The sequence below is a fragment of the Kitasatospora sp. NPDC114501 genome (assembly GCF_055633695.1).
The window spans coordinates 1-16,279 of record NZ_JBVKDS010000020.1 but is presented as its reverse complement, the minus strand read 5'-3'; the positions used below and the strand labels follow the sequence as shown (position 1 = coordinate 16,279).

Below are 16,279 nucleotides of genomic sequence, written 5' to 3'. Positions count from 1 at the left end.
CTGTCGTCGTTCTCAGACCGCGCCCGAGGCGTGCAGCGTGAGCAGGGCGTGTGCGGCCAGGGTGGCGGCGTCGGTGATCCGGCCGGACAGGACGAGGCCGCGCCATTCGTCCGGGTCGGCCCAGCGCTGGAGCATGTCGGCCTCGGAGGCCTCCCGCTCCGGCTTCCCCGCTTCCAGTTGCTCCGCCAGGAAGACGTGGCAGCTCTGGCTGGAGTAGCCGTAGGCGACGTGCAGCCGGCCCAGGTGGGTCATCCGGCCGGCCCTCAGGCCGGTCTCCTCGCGGAGTTCGGCGCGGGCGAGCTCGAGCGGCGCCCCGCCGCGGTCCCCCGTCGGCCAGGAGCCCTGGGGGAACTCCCAGTACCGGCCGCCGGCCGGGTAGCGGTACTGCTCGACGAGGTGGACCCGGCCGTCCTGGCTGGGGATCACCAGCGCGTAGTCGGCCTTGTCGACCACGCCGTACAGCCCGGTGCTGCCGTCGGCCCGCTCTATGTCGTCCTCGCGGACCGTCATCCACGGATTGCGGTAGACCTCGCGGGAACGGACGGTTCGGATCACGGGGCGGCCTCCAGCAGTGTGCGGACGCCCTCGGCGACGCCGCGCACCCGCAGTCCGTGCACGGCGAGGAACCCGTCCAGCCGGTCGCTGGTCAGACAGGTGTTGGCGGGACGGCTGGCGTACCGGCCGGCGGCCTTGGGCACCCGGCGCACCAGCGAGCGCGGCACGCCGAGCCCGTCGGCGATGGCGTCCGCCCAGGCCGCCCTGGAGATCCGGTCCGGGCCGCCCAGGTGGAGCAGCGGGGGTGCTCCACCGGCCAGGACCGCGGCGGTCACGGCGGCGACGTCCTCGACCGGGACGGGCGTCGTCCACTGGTCGTCGGGGGCCTCGACCGGCTCGCCCCGGCGCAGGCCGTGGGCGCAGGCGGAGAAGAAGTTGAGCCACTTCCCCGTTCCGGCCGGCTCCCACCCGTAGACCAGGCTGACCCTCAGCACGGTGGAGTCGGGAATCCGCCGGACGATCCGCTCCGCCGCCAGCTTGGCCCGGCCGTACGCGTTGGCGGGGGCCGTCGACGTGTTCTCGTGATTGTCCGGCGAGACGCCGTCGAAGACGTTGTCGGTGGAGATCAGCACCGTCCGGCAACCGGGCGCGGCAGCCGTCAGGTTGGCGGCGGCAGCCGTGTGCAGTGCCATGGCGCGCCGGGGGTCGGCCTCGCACCAGGTGACGTCGGAGGGGCCGTGCACCAGCACCAGGCGGTCCGGACGGACCTGCTCGACGACCCGGGCACAGGACTGCGGGTCCGCCGCGTCCAGTGCGGTCCAGGGGACGGGTGGGTCGGAGACCGGGCGGCGGGAGGCGAGTACGGGACTGTCACCCCCGGCGGCCAGCCGGGTCGCGACGGCCCGCCCGACGAAGCCGCTGCCGACGATCAGGGTGCGGGTCACCGGACGGTCACCGCCTGCCGGACCGTACTGCGGGCGACGAGCAGCCGACCGGCCCCGATCAGCCCGTGGTCGTCGTCCGGCTCGCCGAGGGTGACCATCGTGCCGATCTGCTCGGCGCTCAGGCCGAAGCATCCGAGCCGTTGCAGCTCCTCGGTGAGCAGTTCGGCGTACCTGGCGCCGACGGCCAGTGCGAAGCCGCCCATCAGGACGTAGCGGCGCACCCCGATCGAGGTGAAGACGGAGGTGATCGCGGAGGCGAGGTGGACCAGGCCGTCGCGCAGCACCGCCGTCGCGAACTCGTCGCCGGCCCGGATCGCGGCGACCAGGGCTCGGTTGTCGAGCCCCTCGGGATCGGGAGCGCTGCGTGCGAGCCGGGAGCGCGCGTAGCCGTCCGGGTCGGCGAGGGCCGCGCGCCGGGCGGCGTCCCGCATGCCGCGACCCGAGGCGATGGCGCCGAGGTGGCCTCGTCTCCCGCAGTCGCAGCGCGGTGCCCGGGGGGAGAGGTCGCAGGTCCAGTGGCCGAGTTCGCCGCCGTGGCCCTCGGCGTCGAGCAGCACCTCCCCGGCCCGGTAGACCTTCGCGCCGATCCCGGAGCTCACCGTGATCAGGCAGAACGGCTGCTCGCCCTCGGTGGCGACGTACCGCCAGACCGCGGCCGTCAGGTCGTTGACCACGACCACCGGGAGGCCGAGTCGTTCCTCCAGCAGCAGGCGCAGTGGCAGTGGTTCGCCGCGGCCGCCCCAGACGGTGGGGGCGGCCGTCACCCGGCCGTCGGCCGTGACCGGACCCGCGAAGGCCAGCGCCAGGGCGCTGCTGCGGTGGCGCTCCACCGCCCGGCCGGCCAGCTCCGTCAGCTGGTCGACGACCCTGGCCTGGAGTTCGGGCACCGGCGCGCCGGGGTGACGGTCCATGCCCTCGGTCGGGGTGCGACGGACGTCGGTGACGGCATCGGTGTCGGTGCCGTAGCGGGCGATCCGCAGGGTGGTACCACCGAGGTCGGCGACGGTGAAGGCGGATTCAGACACTGGCCCCTCCTCGGGCGTTGTCCAGTCGTTGCACGACGCCGTCCTCCAGGACGATCGCCGAGTCGATCTCGGCCCCGGCGTCGACGGTCGCCCCGGGCAGGAGGACGCTGCGGCGCACCACCGCGCCGGCGCCGATCCGGACACCCGGGAAGGCGACGCTCCGCTCGATCCGGCCGTGGTTGACCAGGTCCGCGGGCACCACGCTGCGCTCGATGCCCGGCTCGGCGGCGACCAGCCTGCGCGCAGTGGCCGGCCGGACCGTGTGGGGCAGCCGGTCGAGGGTCAGCGGCGGGTTCCTCCCCACCATGGCCATGTGCGCGAGGTGGTAGCGGTCGGGCGTGCCGATGTCCTCCCAGTGGCCGGGGACTTCGTACCCGAGGATGCGCTCCCCGCCGGCCAGCATGGCGGGGATGACGTCCCGGCTGATGTCGTGCTGCCAGCCGGTGCCGTCGAGCTGTTCCAGGTAGCGGTGGAGCACGACCGCGTCGAAGACGCAGAAGGCGGCGAAGACCAGGTCGCCGGTCGGCTCGGCGGGCTTCTCGACGAACGCGGTCAGCTGCCCCGCCCCGTCGAATTCGACCATGCCGAACAGGTGCACGAAGCGGCGTTCGATCCGCTGGTAGGCCAGGGTCAGGGCGGCGCCGGACCGGCGGTGCCGGGCGATCAGCGGGCGGTAGTCGAAGCGGTAGACGTGGTCCGCGTGCAGGACGAGCACCTCGGAGGTGTCGGGGCGGAAGACGTAGCGGGCCTTGCGGATCAAGGCGTCCGCCGTGCCCCGCTCCGGCGGGCCGGCGGGGCGTACGGGCTCGAGTACGGCCCCCTCGCGGTACGCCCGGTCGTGGGGTCCGAAGTGGACCCGGAAGCCGGGGCGCCACCACGTCCGGTACAGATCGTCCATCAGCTGCTTCTCCTCGTACTGGGAGAGCAGGAGCACCTCGCCGAGGCCGGACGCGGCGGCGTTGGCGAGCGAGAAGTCGATCAGTCGGCAGGCACCGCCGAAGGGCACCAGCGGTTTGAGCCTGCCCTGCCCGAGCCTGCCCATCCGGCGGCCCTCACCGCCCGCCAGCAGGACGGCGCGCACCGAGTCAGCCATGGCGGACCACGTCCCACGTCGCGCGGCCGCTCGTGAGCGTGAGCAGCAGGTGCAGCTCCTCGCCCGCGGCGGGCAGGGGGCCGGTGAACCGGTCCCCCCGACGGTCGAGTCGGCGTACGGTCACCTGGCGGCGGCCCGGTCCGACCGGGGAGAGCCACACCAGCTCCACCCGCTCGGCGTGCGGCAACCGGTAGACGATCTCGCCGTTCTCGACGGTGCAGCGGCCGTCCAGTCTGGCCCGCAGTTCCGGGTCGCTGTCGGCGGTCCGCTCGCAGCGGGCGAAGTCGGCGCGGGCCCAGGCCGCTTCGAACAGCGCGCGGTCGGTCACCGGGTCGGGCTCCTGGCAGCGTCGGTGGGCCTCGGCGTCCCCCAACCGGGCGGCGGCCGCCACCACCGCGGCGCGGTGGTGGCCGTAGGCTTCGTCCGGCAGCAGGTCGAACCAGCCGTGCCGGAGCATCAGTTGCACGTCCGGCTCGGGCCGGCGTCCCTCCCAGAGCGTGGTGAAGGCCGCCACATGGAGGTCCGCGGCGCGCCGCCAGGTGAACTGCCGGGCATTGGCGATCGCGTTGGCCCGCAGTCGGCGGTACTCCTCGGGCCGTTCGCGCAGCAGCGCGGCGGCTCGGTGGATGCACCGGGCGAGGGCGTCGGCGAGCAGCGGGTCGTCCTCCGTGAACGAGCGGTTGACGGCGAAGCCGGTGGCCCGGTCGGCGTCGGGGCCCGCCAGCGGGTCGGCGACGTGCCCGAAGTGCGCCATGCCCCGCTGGGCGGTGGCTATCGGCACCGCGCCCGCCGCCATCGCCTCGCCCTGGGCGATCAGGAAGGTGTCCATCTCGAACTTGGAGGGGAAGAGGCAGAAGTCCGAGGACGCCGCGTACTCGGCGAGCCGCCGTTCGTCGACGCGCTGCCATTCGAGGTGGACGCGGCCCTCGTGCCGCCGGACCACCTCGTGGACGTACGGGTCGTCGATCCCGGAGTCGCTGATGCAGCGCAGCACGAAGTTGGCGGCCAGGCCCTCGCTCAGCACCCGGTCGACGGCCCGGAACAGTTCCACCTGCCCCTTGTGGTTCACCGCGTAGCGCGCGTTGTGGAAGAAGGTCGGCAGCTCGGGGTCCAGGCCGAGCCCGCCCAGCACCCGGGCCCGGTCGACGGACGGCGGTTCACCGGTGGTCCAGGCGTCGCCGACGGCGCAGCCGCCGACGAAGCTCTTGTGGGCGTTGCGGCGGACCGTCTCGTGGACCGGCAGCCTGGTGAAGACCTGCTCGAACGGCGTGTCGGCGAAGTCGGTGTAGAACTCCAGGTGACCGGGCGAGAGGAAGTCGACCAGGTCGGCGTGTTCGGCCACCAGGTCGTACACCCGGACGTGTCCGGGGCCGTACTCGTAGTGCAGATGGGTGAGTTGCTGGTAGCTGCTCATGACCGCCTCGTGCTCGGTCAGCGGACGGTCGGCGTCCTCCGGGGGCAGCTCGACCCCGGCTCCGAGGAAGGCGAGCAGCCGTTCCACCTTCGGGCGGTAGACCTTCTTGGTGATCGGCATGTTGCTCTGCACGGTGCCGACCACGAGTTTGCTCGGGTCGTGGCGGAACGCCGCGGGCATCAGGTAGTGGTAGTACGGCTCGTGGGCGTGCAGGACGGCCTTCTCCCCGGCGAACCACTCGCGGATGAAGCGGACCGAGTCCACCTGGTAGGCCAGCGGTTTGAAGAAGACCAGGTCCTCCCCCTTGCTCTGGTAGGGCGGGTAGAACCGGTCGGGCAGCTCGTCGAGCAGCCGGTTGGAGAGGAAGTAGAGGTCGACGCCGTCCAGGCGCAGCAGGTGCGCGGTGGTGGTGAGCGGGATCCGCACCTCGGCGGGGAAGCGCTCGCCCCAGGTCTGCGGGTCGAGGACGACCGGCAGCTCGTACTCGTCCCGGTAGTCGAGCGTCTCCAGGTCGTGGAACCGGCGCAGGTCGTCCAGCCGGCCGTGGGCCGGGGTGACGATGGAGACGCGGTGGCCCTGGTCGGCCAGGGCCTTGGAGAGGTTCCAGAGGTAGACCGAGGTGCCGCCCTGGATGAGGCGGTGGTCGAATCCGCCGCACTCGAAGTAGGTCTCGATGATGTGCACGGGTGTCAGTCCTCCGCTCCGGCGGCCCGCGGGCCGGCGGCCTCCACCGCGTGCCGCAGGTTGATCGCCGCGTGGTAGGCGCGGTCGTGGGCGTACGCGTAGTCGAGTTCGTGGAGCAGTCGGCGCAGTGTCAGCAGCCGCCAGGCGGGGTGCCCGGCCTGTGGTCGTCCGTCGGTGATCAGCAGGTCGGCGGTCCGGTCCGCCCAGAGCCTGGCCGCGGTCCCCAGCCGGGACAGCTCGGCGACGTGCCCGGTGGTCCAGCCGGGGGTGTCGGGATCCGTGCCGGTGGCGAGCAGCAGGGCCGTGCGACAGACGTCCTCGGCGTCCATGTCGAGCGCGCGCGCCGCGTGGTCGGCGAGCTCGTCGGCGGTGAAGATCTCCAGACCGCGCTGCAGGGCGGCCAGGTCCTGCCACGGTGACTGCGCGGTGCTCGGGTCGGCCGGGTCGGAGTGCGGCGTGGAGAGGTCGATGACGCACAACTCCCAGCGGCCGTCGTCGAGTTCACGGCGCAACAGGTGGGACAGGTGCAGGTCCCCGTGGCACGGGCCGGCCGGCCAGGGCTGCGACGGCAGGGCGGCGACCCCGGCCAGCTCGCGGTCGAGGCCGGCGACGGCGGCCTTCCGGACGCCCTCGGGGAAACGGTCGTCGTCGAGGATCAGGGGGCGCAGCGCGTCCACTCGTCCGGCCGTCTCGGCCAGGAACTCGGCCGCGGGGAACTCCGGGTGCGGGCCGAGCCGTTCGGCCAGCTCGCGGTGGAACTCCCGCAGGAAGCGGCCTGCCTCGCGCAGCGGCGGGACCAGCGTCCGCAGGGATTCGGTGACGGCGGCACCCGGGCCGGCCCCGGCGTGCAGCAGCGGCCACATGGCCCGGATCCCCGCGCTCAGCGGGACGTTCAGCCCCTCCCCGTCGGCGTAGCGGTAGAGCACGCCGAGCGGCTCCCGCCGACCGGTGGAGACGTCGACGTGGACGTAGTCGCCGGCCGGCTGCTGGGTCCGGCCGCCGGCCGCCATCAGCCGCAGCAGTTCGGGCTCGCGGGTGCCGACACCGACCCTCCGGTACGTCTTGTGGGCGTACGCCGTCCCGTCGAGGTCGAGCAGGGAGAGGGCGTTGGAGGACCAGCCCGGGTCGAACGGCAGTTGCCCGCGGAACTCGTCGGGGTCCCCGCGGAACTCGATCAGGTTGCCCCGCAGGGTGGGCAGGCGCAGTCCCTCCCGCAGAGCCCTGACGATCAGCCGGTCGTACTCGGCGGTGCGGTCGGCGGCACGGCCCGGGTCGTCGTCCATGACGGGGACGAACCAGCGTCCGGAGCGCCCGCCGGCGGGGGCGACGATCATCAGGCGGACGGTCTCCAGAGTGGCCTGGTCGAGGAGTACGAACTGTTCGGCGCGGCGGCCGGCCTCGTCGATCCAGGGCGCTCGACGCAGGAGTTCGACCGTGGCCTGCGGAATGCTGCCGAGCAGCAGGGTGTCCATGTTCAGCTCCCGGTCATCTCGTAGCGGTCGACGCCCCTGTGCCACACCAGCAGGGCGAGTGCCGCCAGGGCGGCGGTCACCACCGGGAGCCAGAGCAGCAGGTCCGTCCGGCCGAAGAGCAGGAAGGACACGGGGGCGTAGGCGGTGAAGGCGTAGGGCAGCAGCCAGGTGAGCAGCCACCGCAGGGACGGGTGGTAGAGGTCGAGGGGGTAACCGGAGTAGTCGCCCAGTTGGTTGGCCGCGTACAGGGCGGGGAAGCTGTTGGTGGTCCAGAAGGACAGGGCGGCGAACGCGGTCTTGATCGAGGCGAGGATCAGCGCGCCGCACAGCACCAGCAGCGGGATCAGCAGCAACCGGCCGGCGTCCGGGCCGGGGTCGAGCTGACCGGCGGCGTACCAGGTGATGGCGGCACCGGTGATCAGCTCACCGAAGCCGTCCGGGTAGAGGAAGCGCTCGGACAGCAGCGCGAACAGCGGGTGGACCGGCCGGATCAGGTACCGGTGGAACTCGCCGGACTGCACCAGCCGCCGGGCCATGATCCACAGCTGGTCGGTGAACAGCCGGTCGAGGCCGCGTGGCAGGAGCGAGAAGCCCAGAAGGAACAGCACCTGGTGGAGGTTCCACCCGGCGATCACCGGAACCTGCCGGAACACCATCCCGAGCACCGCGAGCTGTCCGCCCACGCGGAGCAGCAGGCCGCCCGCGCCGAGGACGAAGTCCATCCGGTACTCGGTCAGCCGGTGCAGGCTGATCGCGCTCAGGTGCCAGGTCAGCCGGGCGTAGCGGGCCGCGGCCGCGGACAGGCTCATCCGCCCAGCACCTCCACCCGTCGGACGGCACCTCGCCAGGCGAGGGCGGCCAGACCGACCAGGACGGCGGCCCAGCCGGCCTGGACCGCGAGGATCACGGCGGCTTCGGCCGGCCCGTGGTAGTGGCCGAGCAACAGCCGCAGCGGCCCGTCGACCAGTCCCTGGAACGGCAGCACCTGTGCGACGGCCGCCAGTGGCCCCGGCATCAGGGCGAGCGGCACGACCTGGCCGGCGAAGAACGCGACCACGCTGTCCTTGACGATCCGCACGCCCCAGATGTTGGTCGTGACGAATCCGGCCAGACCGACCAGCAGGTTCACGCCGAAGCCGATCACCACCGAGAGACCGGTGGACAGCGCGAACAGCACCACGCCCGCCCAGGTCGGCGCGGACAGCGGGAGCAGCAGCGCGTACAGGAGCACCACCGGGAGTGCGACCACGCCGGCGTTGGCCAGCGAGACCGGAAGGCCCGCGGCGAACCGGGCCAGCGGGTGGTTGACCGGGCGCAGCAGCGAGACCGCGATGTCCCCGCGCTGGACCTCCCCCGCCACCTCCTCGTCCACCCGGCTGGCCTGGAGCAGCGCCAGCATCTGTGCCAACAGCACGTAGGTGGTCAGCTCGGACAGGCGGTACCCGCCGGGCGGGGCGCCGCTCCGACCCGCGTAGACCGCGCGCCAGAGGAAGACCTGGAGGCCGACGGCGGCCGTCGCGGTGACGGCGTTGACGAGGAAGGTCGACCGGTACTGCAACAGGCCTTGCAGACTGGCGGAGGCGAACGGGGTGTAGCGGCGAAGCGCTGCGACGGCCGTCATGGCGCCACCTCCACGGGCTCGGGCCGGCCGGTGTAGATCCGGCGGAGCACCGTTTCGAGGTCCGGTTCCGGGGCGACGCAGTCGGTCACGTCGAAGTGCTCCAGGAGGAAGGCCATCACCTGCCGGGCGGACGACCGCCGGGTCGGGTACTCCACCCTGATCCGTCCGTCCTCGACCTGTCGGGCGGTCACCCCGGGCAGCCGGTCCTCGATCAGTGCGATCGCGCGGGCCGGGGGCGGCCCGTCGTGGTGCTCGAAGACGACCGCCCTGGTGTCGGCGGCGCGCAGCAGTTCGTGGACGGTGCCCTGGTGCACCACCTCGCCCCGGTTGACCACCAGGACCTGGTCGCAGATCGACGTGATGTCGCCGATGTCGTGGCTGGTGAGCATGACGGTCGTGCCGAGTTCCGCGTTGACGCGGTTGACCAGTTCACGGACGGCCTCCTTCAGCACCAGGTCGAGGCCGACGGTCGGCTCGTCCAGGAAGACCACCGCGGGGTCGTGCAGCAGGCTCGCGGCCACCTCCGCGCGCATCCGCTGCCCGAGACTCAGCTGCCGTACCGGAGTGATGCCGAGGGCGTCGAGGTCGAGCAGGTCGCGGTAGAGCGCCATGTTGCGCCGGTAGACCGGATCGGGGATCTCGTGGATGCGGCGCAGTATCCGGAAGGAGTCGGCCACCGGCAGGTCCCACCAGAGCTGGCTGCGCTGGCCGAACACGACGCCGATGTTGGCGGCGTTCCGTCGGCGCTCCCGGTACGGCTCCAGCCCGGCCACCAGGCAGCGGCCGGAGGTGGGCGTCATGACACCGGTCAGCATCTTGACGGTGGTGGACTTGCCCGCGCCGTTGGCGCCGATGTAGGCGGCCCTGGCGCCGGGCGGGATCCGGAAGGAGACGCCGGAGACGGCACGCACCAGGCGGTGCTTACGGCTGAACAGGGTGCCGAGGCTGCCCGCCAGGCCGGGTCTGCGCTCGTAGACCTTGAACTCCTTGACCAGGTTCTCCACGATGATCACCGCCCGGCCTCCGTGACCCGTTCCAGCGCCCGCCCGAGCAGGGTGACGCCCTCTTCCAGCAGGGCCCGGTCGATGGTGAACGGCGGGGCCAGCCGGATGACGTGGCCGCCGAGCGAGGTGCGGAGTCCGAGGTCGAGGGCTGCCAGGTAGACGGCGCGGGCGGTCTCGGGGGCCGGCTCCCTGCTCTCCCTGCTGCGGACGAACTCCAGCCCGTGCAGGAGTCCGAGGCCGCGGACGTCGCCCAGGACCTCGAAGCGGGACTTCAGCTCGGCGAGCCGGTCGTCGAGCAGTTCGCCGAGCGTGCGGACCTTCTCGATCAGGGTGTCACGGGCCACGACCTGGAGGGTGGCCTTCGCCGCCGCGATGCCCAGCGGGTTGTTCGCGTAGGTGGACGCGGTGGACCCGGCCCGGGCCGCGCTCGGGTGGCGCAGCACCTCCTGGCGACCGGCCAGCACGGCGAACGGGAAGCCCGAGGCCATGCCCTTCGAGAGGGCCACCAGGTCGGGTTCGATGCCGTACCCGGTGCTCGCCAGGAAGCTTCCGGTGCGGCCGCCCCCGGTGAGGACCTCGTCGGCGACCAGCAGCACGCCGTTCTGGCGGGCGCTGTCGGCGATCTGGTCCCAGTAGCCGGGAGGCGGCACGATGACGCCGGCCGCGCCGAGCACCGGCTCGAAGACCAGCGCCGCCACGTTGGCCTTCTCCGTGATGTGCCGCCGCACCAGCGACGCGCAGCGCACGCCGCAGGACGGGTACTCCAGTTCGAGCGGGCAGCGGTAGCAGTAGGGCGAGTAGCCGAGGATGCTGTTGCCGGAGTGGGCCTGGTTGCCGATGTCCCAGTGCACCAGCATCCGGGCGCCCTGGGTCTTGCCGTGGAAGCCGTGGCGCAGCGCGCCGATCCGGTTGCGACCGGGCTCGGCGACGGCCTGGACAGCTCGCAGGGCGGCTTCGACGACCTCGGCGCCGGTGGAGAAGAAGCCGTAGGTGTCGAGGTGTTCGGGCAGCAGTCGGGCGAGCAGCTCGCACAGGTCGGCCCGGTCCGCGGTGGCGGCGTCGTGGACGTTCCACAGCCGCCCGGCCTGTTCGGTGAGCGCGGCGACCACCTCGGGGTGGCAGTGGCCCAGCGACTGGGTGAGGGTCCCCGCGGCGAGGTCGATGTACTGGTCGCCGTCCAGGTCGGTGAGGACGGCACCACTGCCCTCCACGAAGACCCGGCGGCCGACCGCGGACTCCTCCGAGGCACCCGGCGAGAGGTGGGCGGCCTCCCGTGCCAGCAGTTCCAGCTGGCGGGGGCCGGTCACTCCACGCCGCCCAGCGGACCGACCTCGAAGACCAACAGCCGGAGGTCCCCGTCGGAGGCGTTGGCGAGGCCGTGCTCGCCGTACGCGCGGTTGGGGACGACGTCCCCGGCCCGGACCTCGAACTCCTCCCCGTCCAGCGTCATCAGGCCCCGGCCGTCGAGGATCACGTACGTCTCCTCGTCGTCGGCGTGCCGGTGCAGGCCGATGGAGGTGTTCGGGGGCAGCACCACCAGATCGATGAACGCGACGGGGGCCGGGGCACCCTCGCGCCGGTAGGCCCGGTGGGCGAGGATCGTGCCGGCTCCGCCGTGGTCGGCGGACACCCTGCGAAGGAGCCCGTCATGCAGGTTGGACACCCTGCTGCGGGACACGGCGCGGGCCGGTGGCGGTTCGGCGGTACTCATCTCGGGGTGGCTCCTGTCGGCCGGGGCGGGTGGGAAGTCCTGCGGCGGGCTGCCCTCAACGGGTGGCGGCGAGCGGTCCGGGCAGGGCGCCGGGCCGGACGGCCAGGGCGTCCAGTGCCTCCTCCAGTGCGGCGGCGGGGATGTCCTCCAGGTCGTCGACGAAGACCGCCGAACCGATCCCGTCGGGCACCACGAGGTGCAGCCGACGTCCTCGGCGCTCCCAGGAGGCCCGCAGAGCCTGCTCCATCAGTTCGGGCGTGCAGGTCCGCGGATCGTGGACGGGGAGGCCGAGGGCGGAGATCAGGCGGACGACGCGCTCGCAGTCCTCGGCGGCGATCAGGCCGAGCACCCGGGCGAGTTCGGCGGAGAGCGCCATGTCGATGGCCACCGACTCGCCGTGGGCGATCCGGTAGTCACTGGCCGTCTCGATCAGCGGCCCGAAGGTGTGCCCGAAGTCGACGAGGCGTGCCAGGTCGTGCTCCCGGAGGTTCGGGCAGAGCTCCTCCATCATCAGCGCCATGGACGTGCGCAGCACGTAGTCCTCGACGCTCCGCCCGCCGGCGTGGGCGGTCAGCCAGTCGGGCACCGTACAGGGCTGCCTGAAGACCTCGGGGCGCTCTTCCAGCGCGCGGAACAGCCGGGCGTCCCTGATGATCGCCATCTTGGCGATCTCTCCCAGCCCGCACCGGATCTGACGGTCCGGCAGCGAACGCAGGAACGACGGGTCGTTGATCGAGGCGTGCGCCGGGTGGTACGCCCCCAGCATGTTCTTGGTGCCGAGGGCGTTGACCCCGGTCTTGACGCCGACTCCGACGTCCACCTGGCCCACCAAGGTGGTGTTGACCTTGATGTAGCGCACGCCCCGGCAGTAGACGGCCGCCGCGAAGCCCACCGTGTCGCAGGTGACGCCGCCTCCGACGCCGATCATCACGCCACGCCGGTCCAGCCCGGCCGCCTTCGCCTCGGCACAGATCCTCTCGACCGACTCCATGGTCTTCTGCGCCTCGCCGCCGCCCGTCGTCACCACGCTCCAGGTGCCCGGCGTGAGGTGGGCGGCCAGGTAGCGGCGCAACCGCGCCCCGTAGAGCCGGTCGACGGTGGGGCCGAGGAAGGCGATCACCCGGCGCCCTTCGCAGTACTCCGCCAGTAGCGCGTTGTCCGACGCGAGCACTCCGTCGGTGATGTCGACACGGTAGGACGTCCCTTCCGGTGACAGGAGCCGAAAGCCCCCGTCGTCGCCCTCCACACCGGGCCCGGCCATTGCTGTCTGCTTGGTCACAACACTCCCCGGATCTGCCGGACCGTCCGCCGGACTGACCGTCAACTGCGTGCAACGAGTCGAGAGTCAAACAGTTGAACGACCTTTGCGGCAAGAGCATTCAGAAACTTTCAGCAAGCTCTTGCAGCCTTCTGGGGTCGATGAAAGCATCGAGATCGCTGTGCCACGCGCGCGACCTGTGCCGTCGCGTCGGCCTCGCACACCACGGAACTTCCGGCCGTACGCGTCCGCCCCCGCCAACCGCCAACCGCAACCGAGGAGTTCTTCGATGACCGCACCCACCGGGGCACCGGCTCGTACCGACACAGATCAGGACTGGTGGCAGCACGCCGTCGTCTACCAGGTCTACCCGCGGAGCTTCGCGGACGGCGACGGCGACGGCTGCGGCGACCTGACCGGAATCCGCAGCCGGCTCGGCTATCTACGGGAGCTGGGCGTCGACGCGCTCTGGATCTCGCCGTTCTACCCCTCACCGCAGGCAGACGGCGGCTACGACGTGGCCGACTACCGCTCCGTCGACCCGGTGTACGGCACGCTCCGCGACGCCGAGGCCCTGATCACCGACGCGCACGCCCTCGGCCTGCGGGTCATCGTCGACATCGTGCCCAACCACTGCTCGGACCAGCACCCGTGGTTCCAGCGGGCGCTGCGCGAGGGCGCCGACTCGCCCCTGCGGGCCCGGTTCCACTTCCGTGCGGGCCGCGGCCCCCGGGGCGAGGAGCCGCCGAACGACTGGATCTCGCTGTTCGGCGGTCCGGCCTGGACGAGGACGACCCGTCCCGACGGCACCCCGGGCGAGTGGTACCTGCACCTGTTCACCCCGCGGCAGCCCGATTTCAACTGGGAGTCCGACGCCGTCCAGGACGAGTTCCGCTCGATCCTGCGGTTCTGGCTCGACCTGGGCGTGGACGGCTTCCGCATCGACGTCGCCCACGGCCTGGTCAAGGCCCCCGGCCTGCCGGACCTCGGGCGGAGCGACCGACCCGGCCTGCTCGGGGAGAAGTGGGTCCCGTACTTCGACCAGGACGGCGTCCACGAGATCTACCGGTCATGGCGCGAGGTCCTGGAGGAGTACCCGGGCCCGCGGATCGCGGTGGCGGAGGCCTGGACCGCCACACTGGACCGCGCCGCCCGCTACGTCCGCCCCGGCGAGCTCCACCAGGTCTTCAACTTCAAGTTCCTGAAAGCGCCCTGGGAGGCGTCCCGGCTGCGCGAGCTGATCGGGATGTCGCTGGACGCCGTGCACGACACGGACGCTCCCACCACCTGGACGCTCTCCAACCACGACGTCGTCCGGCACGCCACCCGGTACGCCGAGGGCGATCCGGCCCTCGGCCGGCGCCGGGCGAGGGCCGCCGCCCTGCTGATGCTCGCCCTCCCCGGCTCCGCCTACCTCTACCAGGGCGAGGAACTCGGCCTGCCCGAGGTCACCGACATCCCGGACCACGTCCGGCAGGACCCGGCGTTCCACCGCGCCGACGGCGGCCACGGCAGGCGCGACGGCTGCCGGGTGCCGCTCCCGTGGTCCGGCACCGGCGCCCCGTACGGCTTCGGCCCCGTACCCGGCGGCCCCACCTGGTTGCCGCAGCCCGCCGAGTGGGCCGAACTCAGCGTCGAGGCGCAGACCGGCGATCCACACTCCGTCCTGGAGTTGTACCGCCGCGCGCTGCACCTGCGGCGGACCGACCCCGCCCTGGCCGCGGGCCGTTCGGTCGAGTGGCTGGACCTGGCTCCCGGGGTCCTCGCCTTCCGCCGCGCGGGGGAGGAAGCCGCACTGGTCTGCGCCGTCAACACCACCTCCGGGCCGGTGCGCGTCGCCGGCGCCGGCCTCGGCACCCTGCTGCTCTCCTCCGCCGAACCGCCGACGGCCGCGGACTCCGGCGACGTCGTGCTCCCGGCCGACACCACCTGCTGGTGGCGGGCCTGCTGACGGAGCACCCCGGAAGCCGCGGTCGAGGTCTCCGGCCGCGGCTCGTGCGGTGCCGGGCCCCGGCGGGCACGCGGGTTCCAGCGCCCCCGTCCACGGGGTGTGACGGTCTTCGGGCCCCGGCAGTACCCGGACTGCCGGCGCCCGGCACCCGGTAGGGGTCAGTACGGGGCGCGAACGGTCGCGGTGGAACCGCGCATCACCAGCTCCGGCTGGAACATGAACTCCCCCGGTTGCGTCGGATTGCCTCTGATCTCCTCAAGGAGGGCATTGGCGGCCGCGGTGGCCATCGCCTCGACCGGCTGGCGGATGGTGGTCAGCGGCGGCTCGGTGAAGGCGATCAGCGGCGAGTCGTCGAAGCCCACCACCGAGACGTCCCGTGGCACCGACAGCCCGCGCTGCCGCACCGCGCGGATGGCACCGAGCGCCATCATGTCGCTGCCGCAGGCGATCGCGGTGCAGCCCTTGCCCAGGAGCACGCCTGCGGCGGCGTGGCCCCCCTCGACACTGAACAGTGTCTGGTGGACGAGGTAGGCCGCCTCCTCCCTCATCATGCCGACGATGTCGTGGACCGCGGTGACGAAGCCCTCGATCTTGCGGACCGCGGGAACGAAACGCTTCTGCCCGATGGCGAGTCCGATCCTCCGGTGGCCGAGGTCGGCCAGGTGCCGCACAGCCATGCGCATGGCCGCGCGGTCGTCGAGGGAGATGAAGGAGGCCTCGATGAGGTCGCTGTGACCGTTGACGAGGACGAACGGCACCTGGCGGTGCCTGAGCCGGCTGTAGCGGTCGTGGTCGGCCGTGGTGTCGGCGTGCAGCCCGGAGACGAAGACGATGCCCGCCACGCCCCGGCCGACCAGCATCTCCACCAGTTCGTCCTCGGTGGAGCCGCCCGGCGTCTGGGTGCACAGCACCGGCGTGAAGCCGTGCCGGCTGAGCACCTGCTCGATCACCTGGGCCAGCGCCGGGAAGATCGGGTTGCTCAGCTCCGGCGTGATCAGGCCGATCAGCCCGGCGCTGCGCTGGCGAAGGCGGGTCGGCCGCTCGTACCCGAGCACGTCCAGCGCCGCCAGCACGGTCTGCCGGGTGGCGGCGGAAACGTTCGCCTTGCCGTTGAGCACGCGGGAGACGGTGGCTTCGCTCACCCGTGCCTGTGCCGCGATGTCCGAAAGACGCGCCGTGGTCATGGCTACCGAGGGTATGGCACTCACGTCAGGCTGCCCACCATGAGGTGGTGTCCGCTTCGAGGACGGCCTCGCCTTCGGCGGCGGTGTCCGGGTTCGGCGCCCCGCGGTGGGAGGCGAGCAGCAACCGGCCGGGCGCAGGTACACGGACGGGCTCGCCGGTGGTGTTCACGGTGCAGACGAAGGAGCCGCGACGGAACGCCAGGGTGCCCTCGGGGCTCTCCAGCCACTCGACTCCGGTGCCGGCGCCGAGGTCGGGCTGTGCCCGGCGGACGGCCAGCGCGCTGCGGTAGAGCTCCAGGGTGGACGTCGGGTCGCCGGTCTGCGCCTGGACGCTCAGCGCGGCCCACTCGGCCGGCTGCGGCAGCCAGGACGGCCCGCCGGCCACCGGGCCGAAGCCGTACGGGGCCTCGGTGCCGGACCACG

14 protein-coding genes and 1 pseudogene are annotated in these 16,279 nt (G+C 72.6%); 1 reads left to right on the top strand and 14 read right to left on the bottom strand.

What is annotated here, in order from left to right:
- Positions 1-12: 12 nt before the first annotated feature.
- Genes ACZ7RU_RS31730 through ACZ7RU_RS31675 form a run of 12 tightly spaced genes read right to left on the bottom strand, consistent with a single transcriptional unit; the run spans position 13 to position 12,634 of the window.
- Complete coding sequence (locus ACZ7RU_RS31730) at positions 13-555, bottom strand: NUDIX domain-containing protein (RefSeq protein WP_470344419.1); 543 nt, start codon at positions 553-555, stop codon at positions 13-15.
- Positions 552-1,439, bottom strand: a complete 888-nt coding sequence (locus tag ACZ7RU_RS31725) for an SDR family oxidoreductase (protein ID WP_470344418.1) — start codon at positions 1,437-1,439, stop codon at positions 552-554. Before ACZ7RU_RS31725 ends, ACZ7RU_RS31730 begins: the two co-directional genes overlap by 4 nt.
- Complete coding sequence (locus tag ACZ7RU_RS31720) at positions 1,436-2,464, bottom strand: ROK family protein (protein WP_470344417.1); 1,029 nt, start codon at positions 2,462-2,464, stop codon at positions 1,436-1,438. Before ACZ7RU_RS31720 ends, ACZ7RU_RS31725 begins: the two co-directional genes overlap by 4 nt.
- A complete protein-coding gene (locus tag ACZ7RU_RS31715; protein ID WP_470344416.1) occupies positions 2,457-3,557 on the bottom strand; it encodes a sugar phosphate nucleotidyltransferase in 1,101 nt (366 codons plus the stop codon). The genes ACZ7RU_RS31720 and ACZ7RU_RS31715 overlap by 8 nt, the downstream gene beginning before the upstream one ends.
- Complete coding sequence (locus ACZ7RU_RS31710) at positions 3,550-5,655, bottom strand: glycosyltransferase (protein ID WP_470344415.1); 2,106 nt, start codon at positions 5,653-5,655, stop codon at positions 3,550-3,552. The genes ACZ7RU_RS31715 and ACZ7RU_RS31710 overlap by 8 nt, the downstream gene beginning before the upstream one ends.
- A gap of 5 nt (positions 5,656-5,660) precedes the next feature.
- The gene (locus ACZ7RU_RS31705) at positions 5,661-7,127 is read right to left on the bottom strand and encodes a hypothetical protein (protein WP_470344414.1); all 1,467 of its coding nucleotides are present in this window, start codon (positions 7,125-7,127) and stop codon (positions 5,661-5,663) included.
- Between the two features lie 2 nt (positions 7,128-7,129).
- Positions 7,130-7,936, bottom strand: coding sequence for an ABC transporter permease (locus ACZ7RU_RS31700; RefSeq protein WP_470344413.1), 807 nt, complete (start codon positions 7,934-7,936; stop codon positions 7,130-7,132).
- Positions 7,933-8,748, bottom strand: coding sequence for an ABC transporter permease (locus ACZ7RU_RS31695; protein ID WP_470344412.1), 816 nt, complete (start codon positions 8,746-8,748; stop codon positions 7,933-7,935). The genes ACZ7RU_RS31700 and ACZ7RU_RS31695 overlap by 4 nt, the downstream gene beginning before the upstream one ends.
- Positions 8,745-9,761: an ABC transporter ATP-binding protein gene (locus ACZ7RU_RS31690; RefSeq protein WP_470344411.1), complete on the bottom strand. Its 1,017-nt coding sequence runs from the start codon at positions 9,759-9,761 to the stop codon at positions 8,745-8,747. The genes ACZ7RU_RS31695 and ACZ7RU_RS31690 overlap by 4 nt, the downstream gene beginning before the upstream one ends.
- Positions 9,758-11,059, bottom strand: coding sequence for an aspartate aminotransferase family protein (locus ACZ7RU_RS31685; protein ID WP_470344410.1), 1,302 nt, complete (start codon positions 11,057-11,059; stop codon positions 9,758-9,760). Before ACZ7RU_RS31685 ends, ACZ7RU_RS31690 begins: the two co-directional genes overlap by 4 nt.
- Positions 11,056-11,463, bottom strand: coding sequence for a cupin domain-containing protein (locus ACZ7RU_RS31680; protein WP_470344409.1), 408 nt, complete (start codon positions 11,461-11,463; stop codon positions 11,056-11,058). Before ACZ7RU_RS31680 ends, ACZ7RU_RS31685 begins: the two co-directional genes overlap by 4 nt.
- Positions 11,464-11,518: 55 nt before the next feature.
- The gene (locus tag ACZ7RU_RS31675; protein WP_470344408.1) at positions 11,519-12,634 is read right to left on the bottom strand and encodes a sedoheptulose 7-phosphate cyclase; all 1,116 of its coding nucleotides are present in this window, start codon (positions 12,632-12,634) and stop codon (positions 11,519-11,521) included.
- Positions 12,635-13,010: 376 nt separating this feature from the next.
- On the opposite strand from ACZ7RU_RS31675, the gene ACZ7RU_RS31670 reads away from it, so the two are divergent.
- Positions 13,011-14,672 carry a glycoside hydrolase family 13 protein gene (locus ACZ7RU_RS31670; RefSeq protein WP_470344407.1) on the top strand — a complete coding sequence of 554 codons (1,662 nt, stop codon included), beginning with the start codon at positions 13,011-13,013 and terminating at the stop codon, positions 14,670-14,672.
- Between the two features lie 158 nt (positions 14,673-14,830).
- Here ACZ7RU_RS31670 and ACZ7RU_RS31665 read toward each other — a convergent pair whose 3' ends face one another.
- Positions 14,831-15,856: a LacI family DNA-binding transcriptional regulator gene (locus ACZ7RU_RS31665; protein WP_470344406.1), complete on the bottom strand. Its 1,026-nt coding sequence runs from the start codon at positions 15,854-15,856 to the stop codon at positions 14,831-14,833.
- A gap of 25 nt (positions 15,857-15,881) precedes the next feature.
- Positions 15,882-16,279, bottom strand: a pseudogene (locus ACZ7RU_RS31660) (alpha-glucosidase); the annotation flags it as partial.

Bases quoted from the DNA above. Each gene is read 5' to 3' on its own strand.
- ACZ7RU_RS31680 (WP_470344409.1), bottom strand. From the start codon at position 11,463: ATGAGTACCGCCGAACCGCCACCGGCCCGCGCCGTGTCCCGCAGCAGG.
- ACZ7RU_RS31665 (WP_470344406.1), bottom strand. From the start codon at position 15,856: ATGACCACGGCGCGTCTTTCGGACATCGCGGCACAGGCACGGGTGAGC.
- ACZ7RU_RS31670 (WP_470344407.1), top strand. From the start codon at position 13,011: ATGACCGCACCCACCGGGGCACCGGCTCGTACCGACACAGATCAGGAC.
- ACZ7RU_RS31695 (WP_470344412.1), bottom strand. From the start codon at position 8,748: ATGACGGCCGTCGCAGCGCTTCGCCGCTACACCCCGTTCGCCTCCGCC.
- ACZ7RU_RS31705 (WP_470344414.1), bottom strand. From the start codon at position 7,127: ATGGACACCCTGCTGCTCGGCAGCATTCCGCAGGCCACGGTCGAACTC.
- ACZ7RU_RS31715 (WP_470344416.1), bottom strand. From the start codon at position 3,557: ATGGCTGACTCGGTGCGCGCCGTCCTGCTGGCGGGCGGTGAGGGCCGC.
- ACZ7RU_RS31700 (WP_470344413.1), bottom strand. From the start codon at position 7,936: ATGAGCCTGTCCGCGGCCGCGGCCCGCTACGCCCGGCTGACCTGGCAC.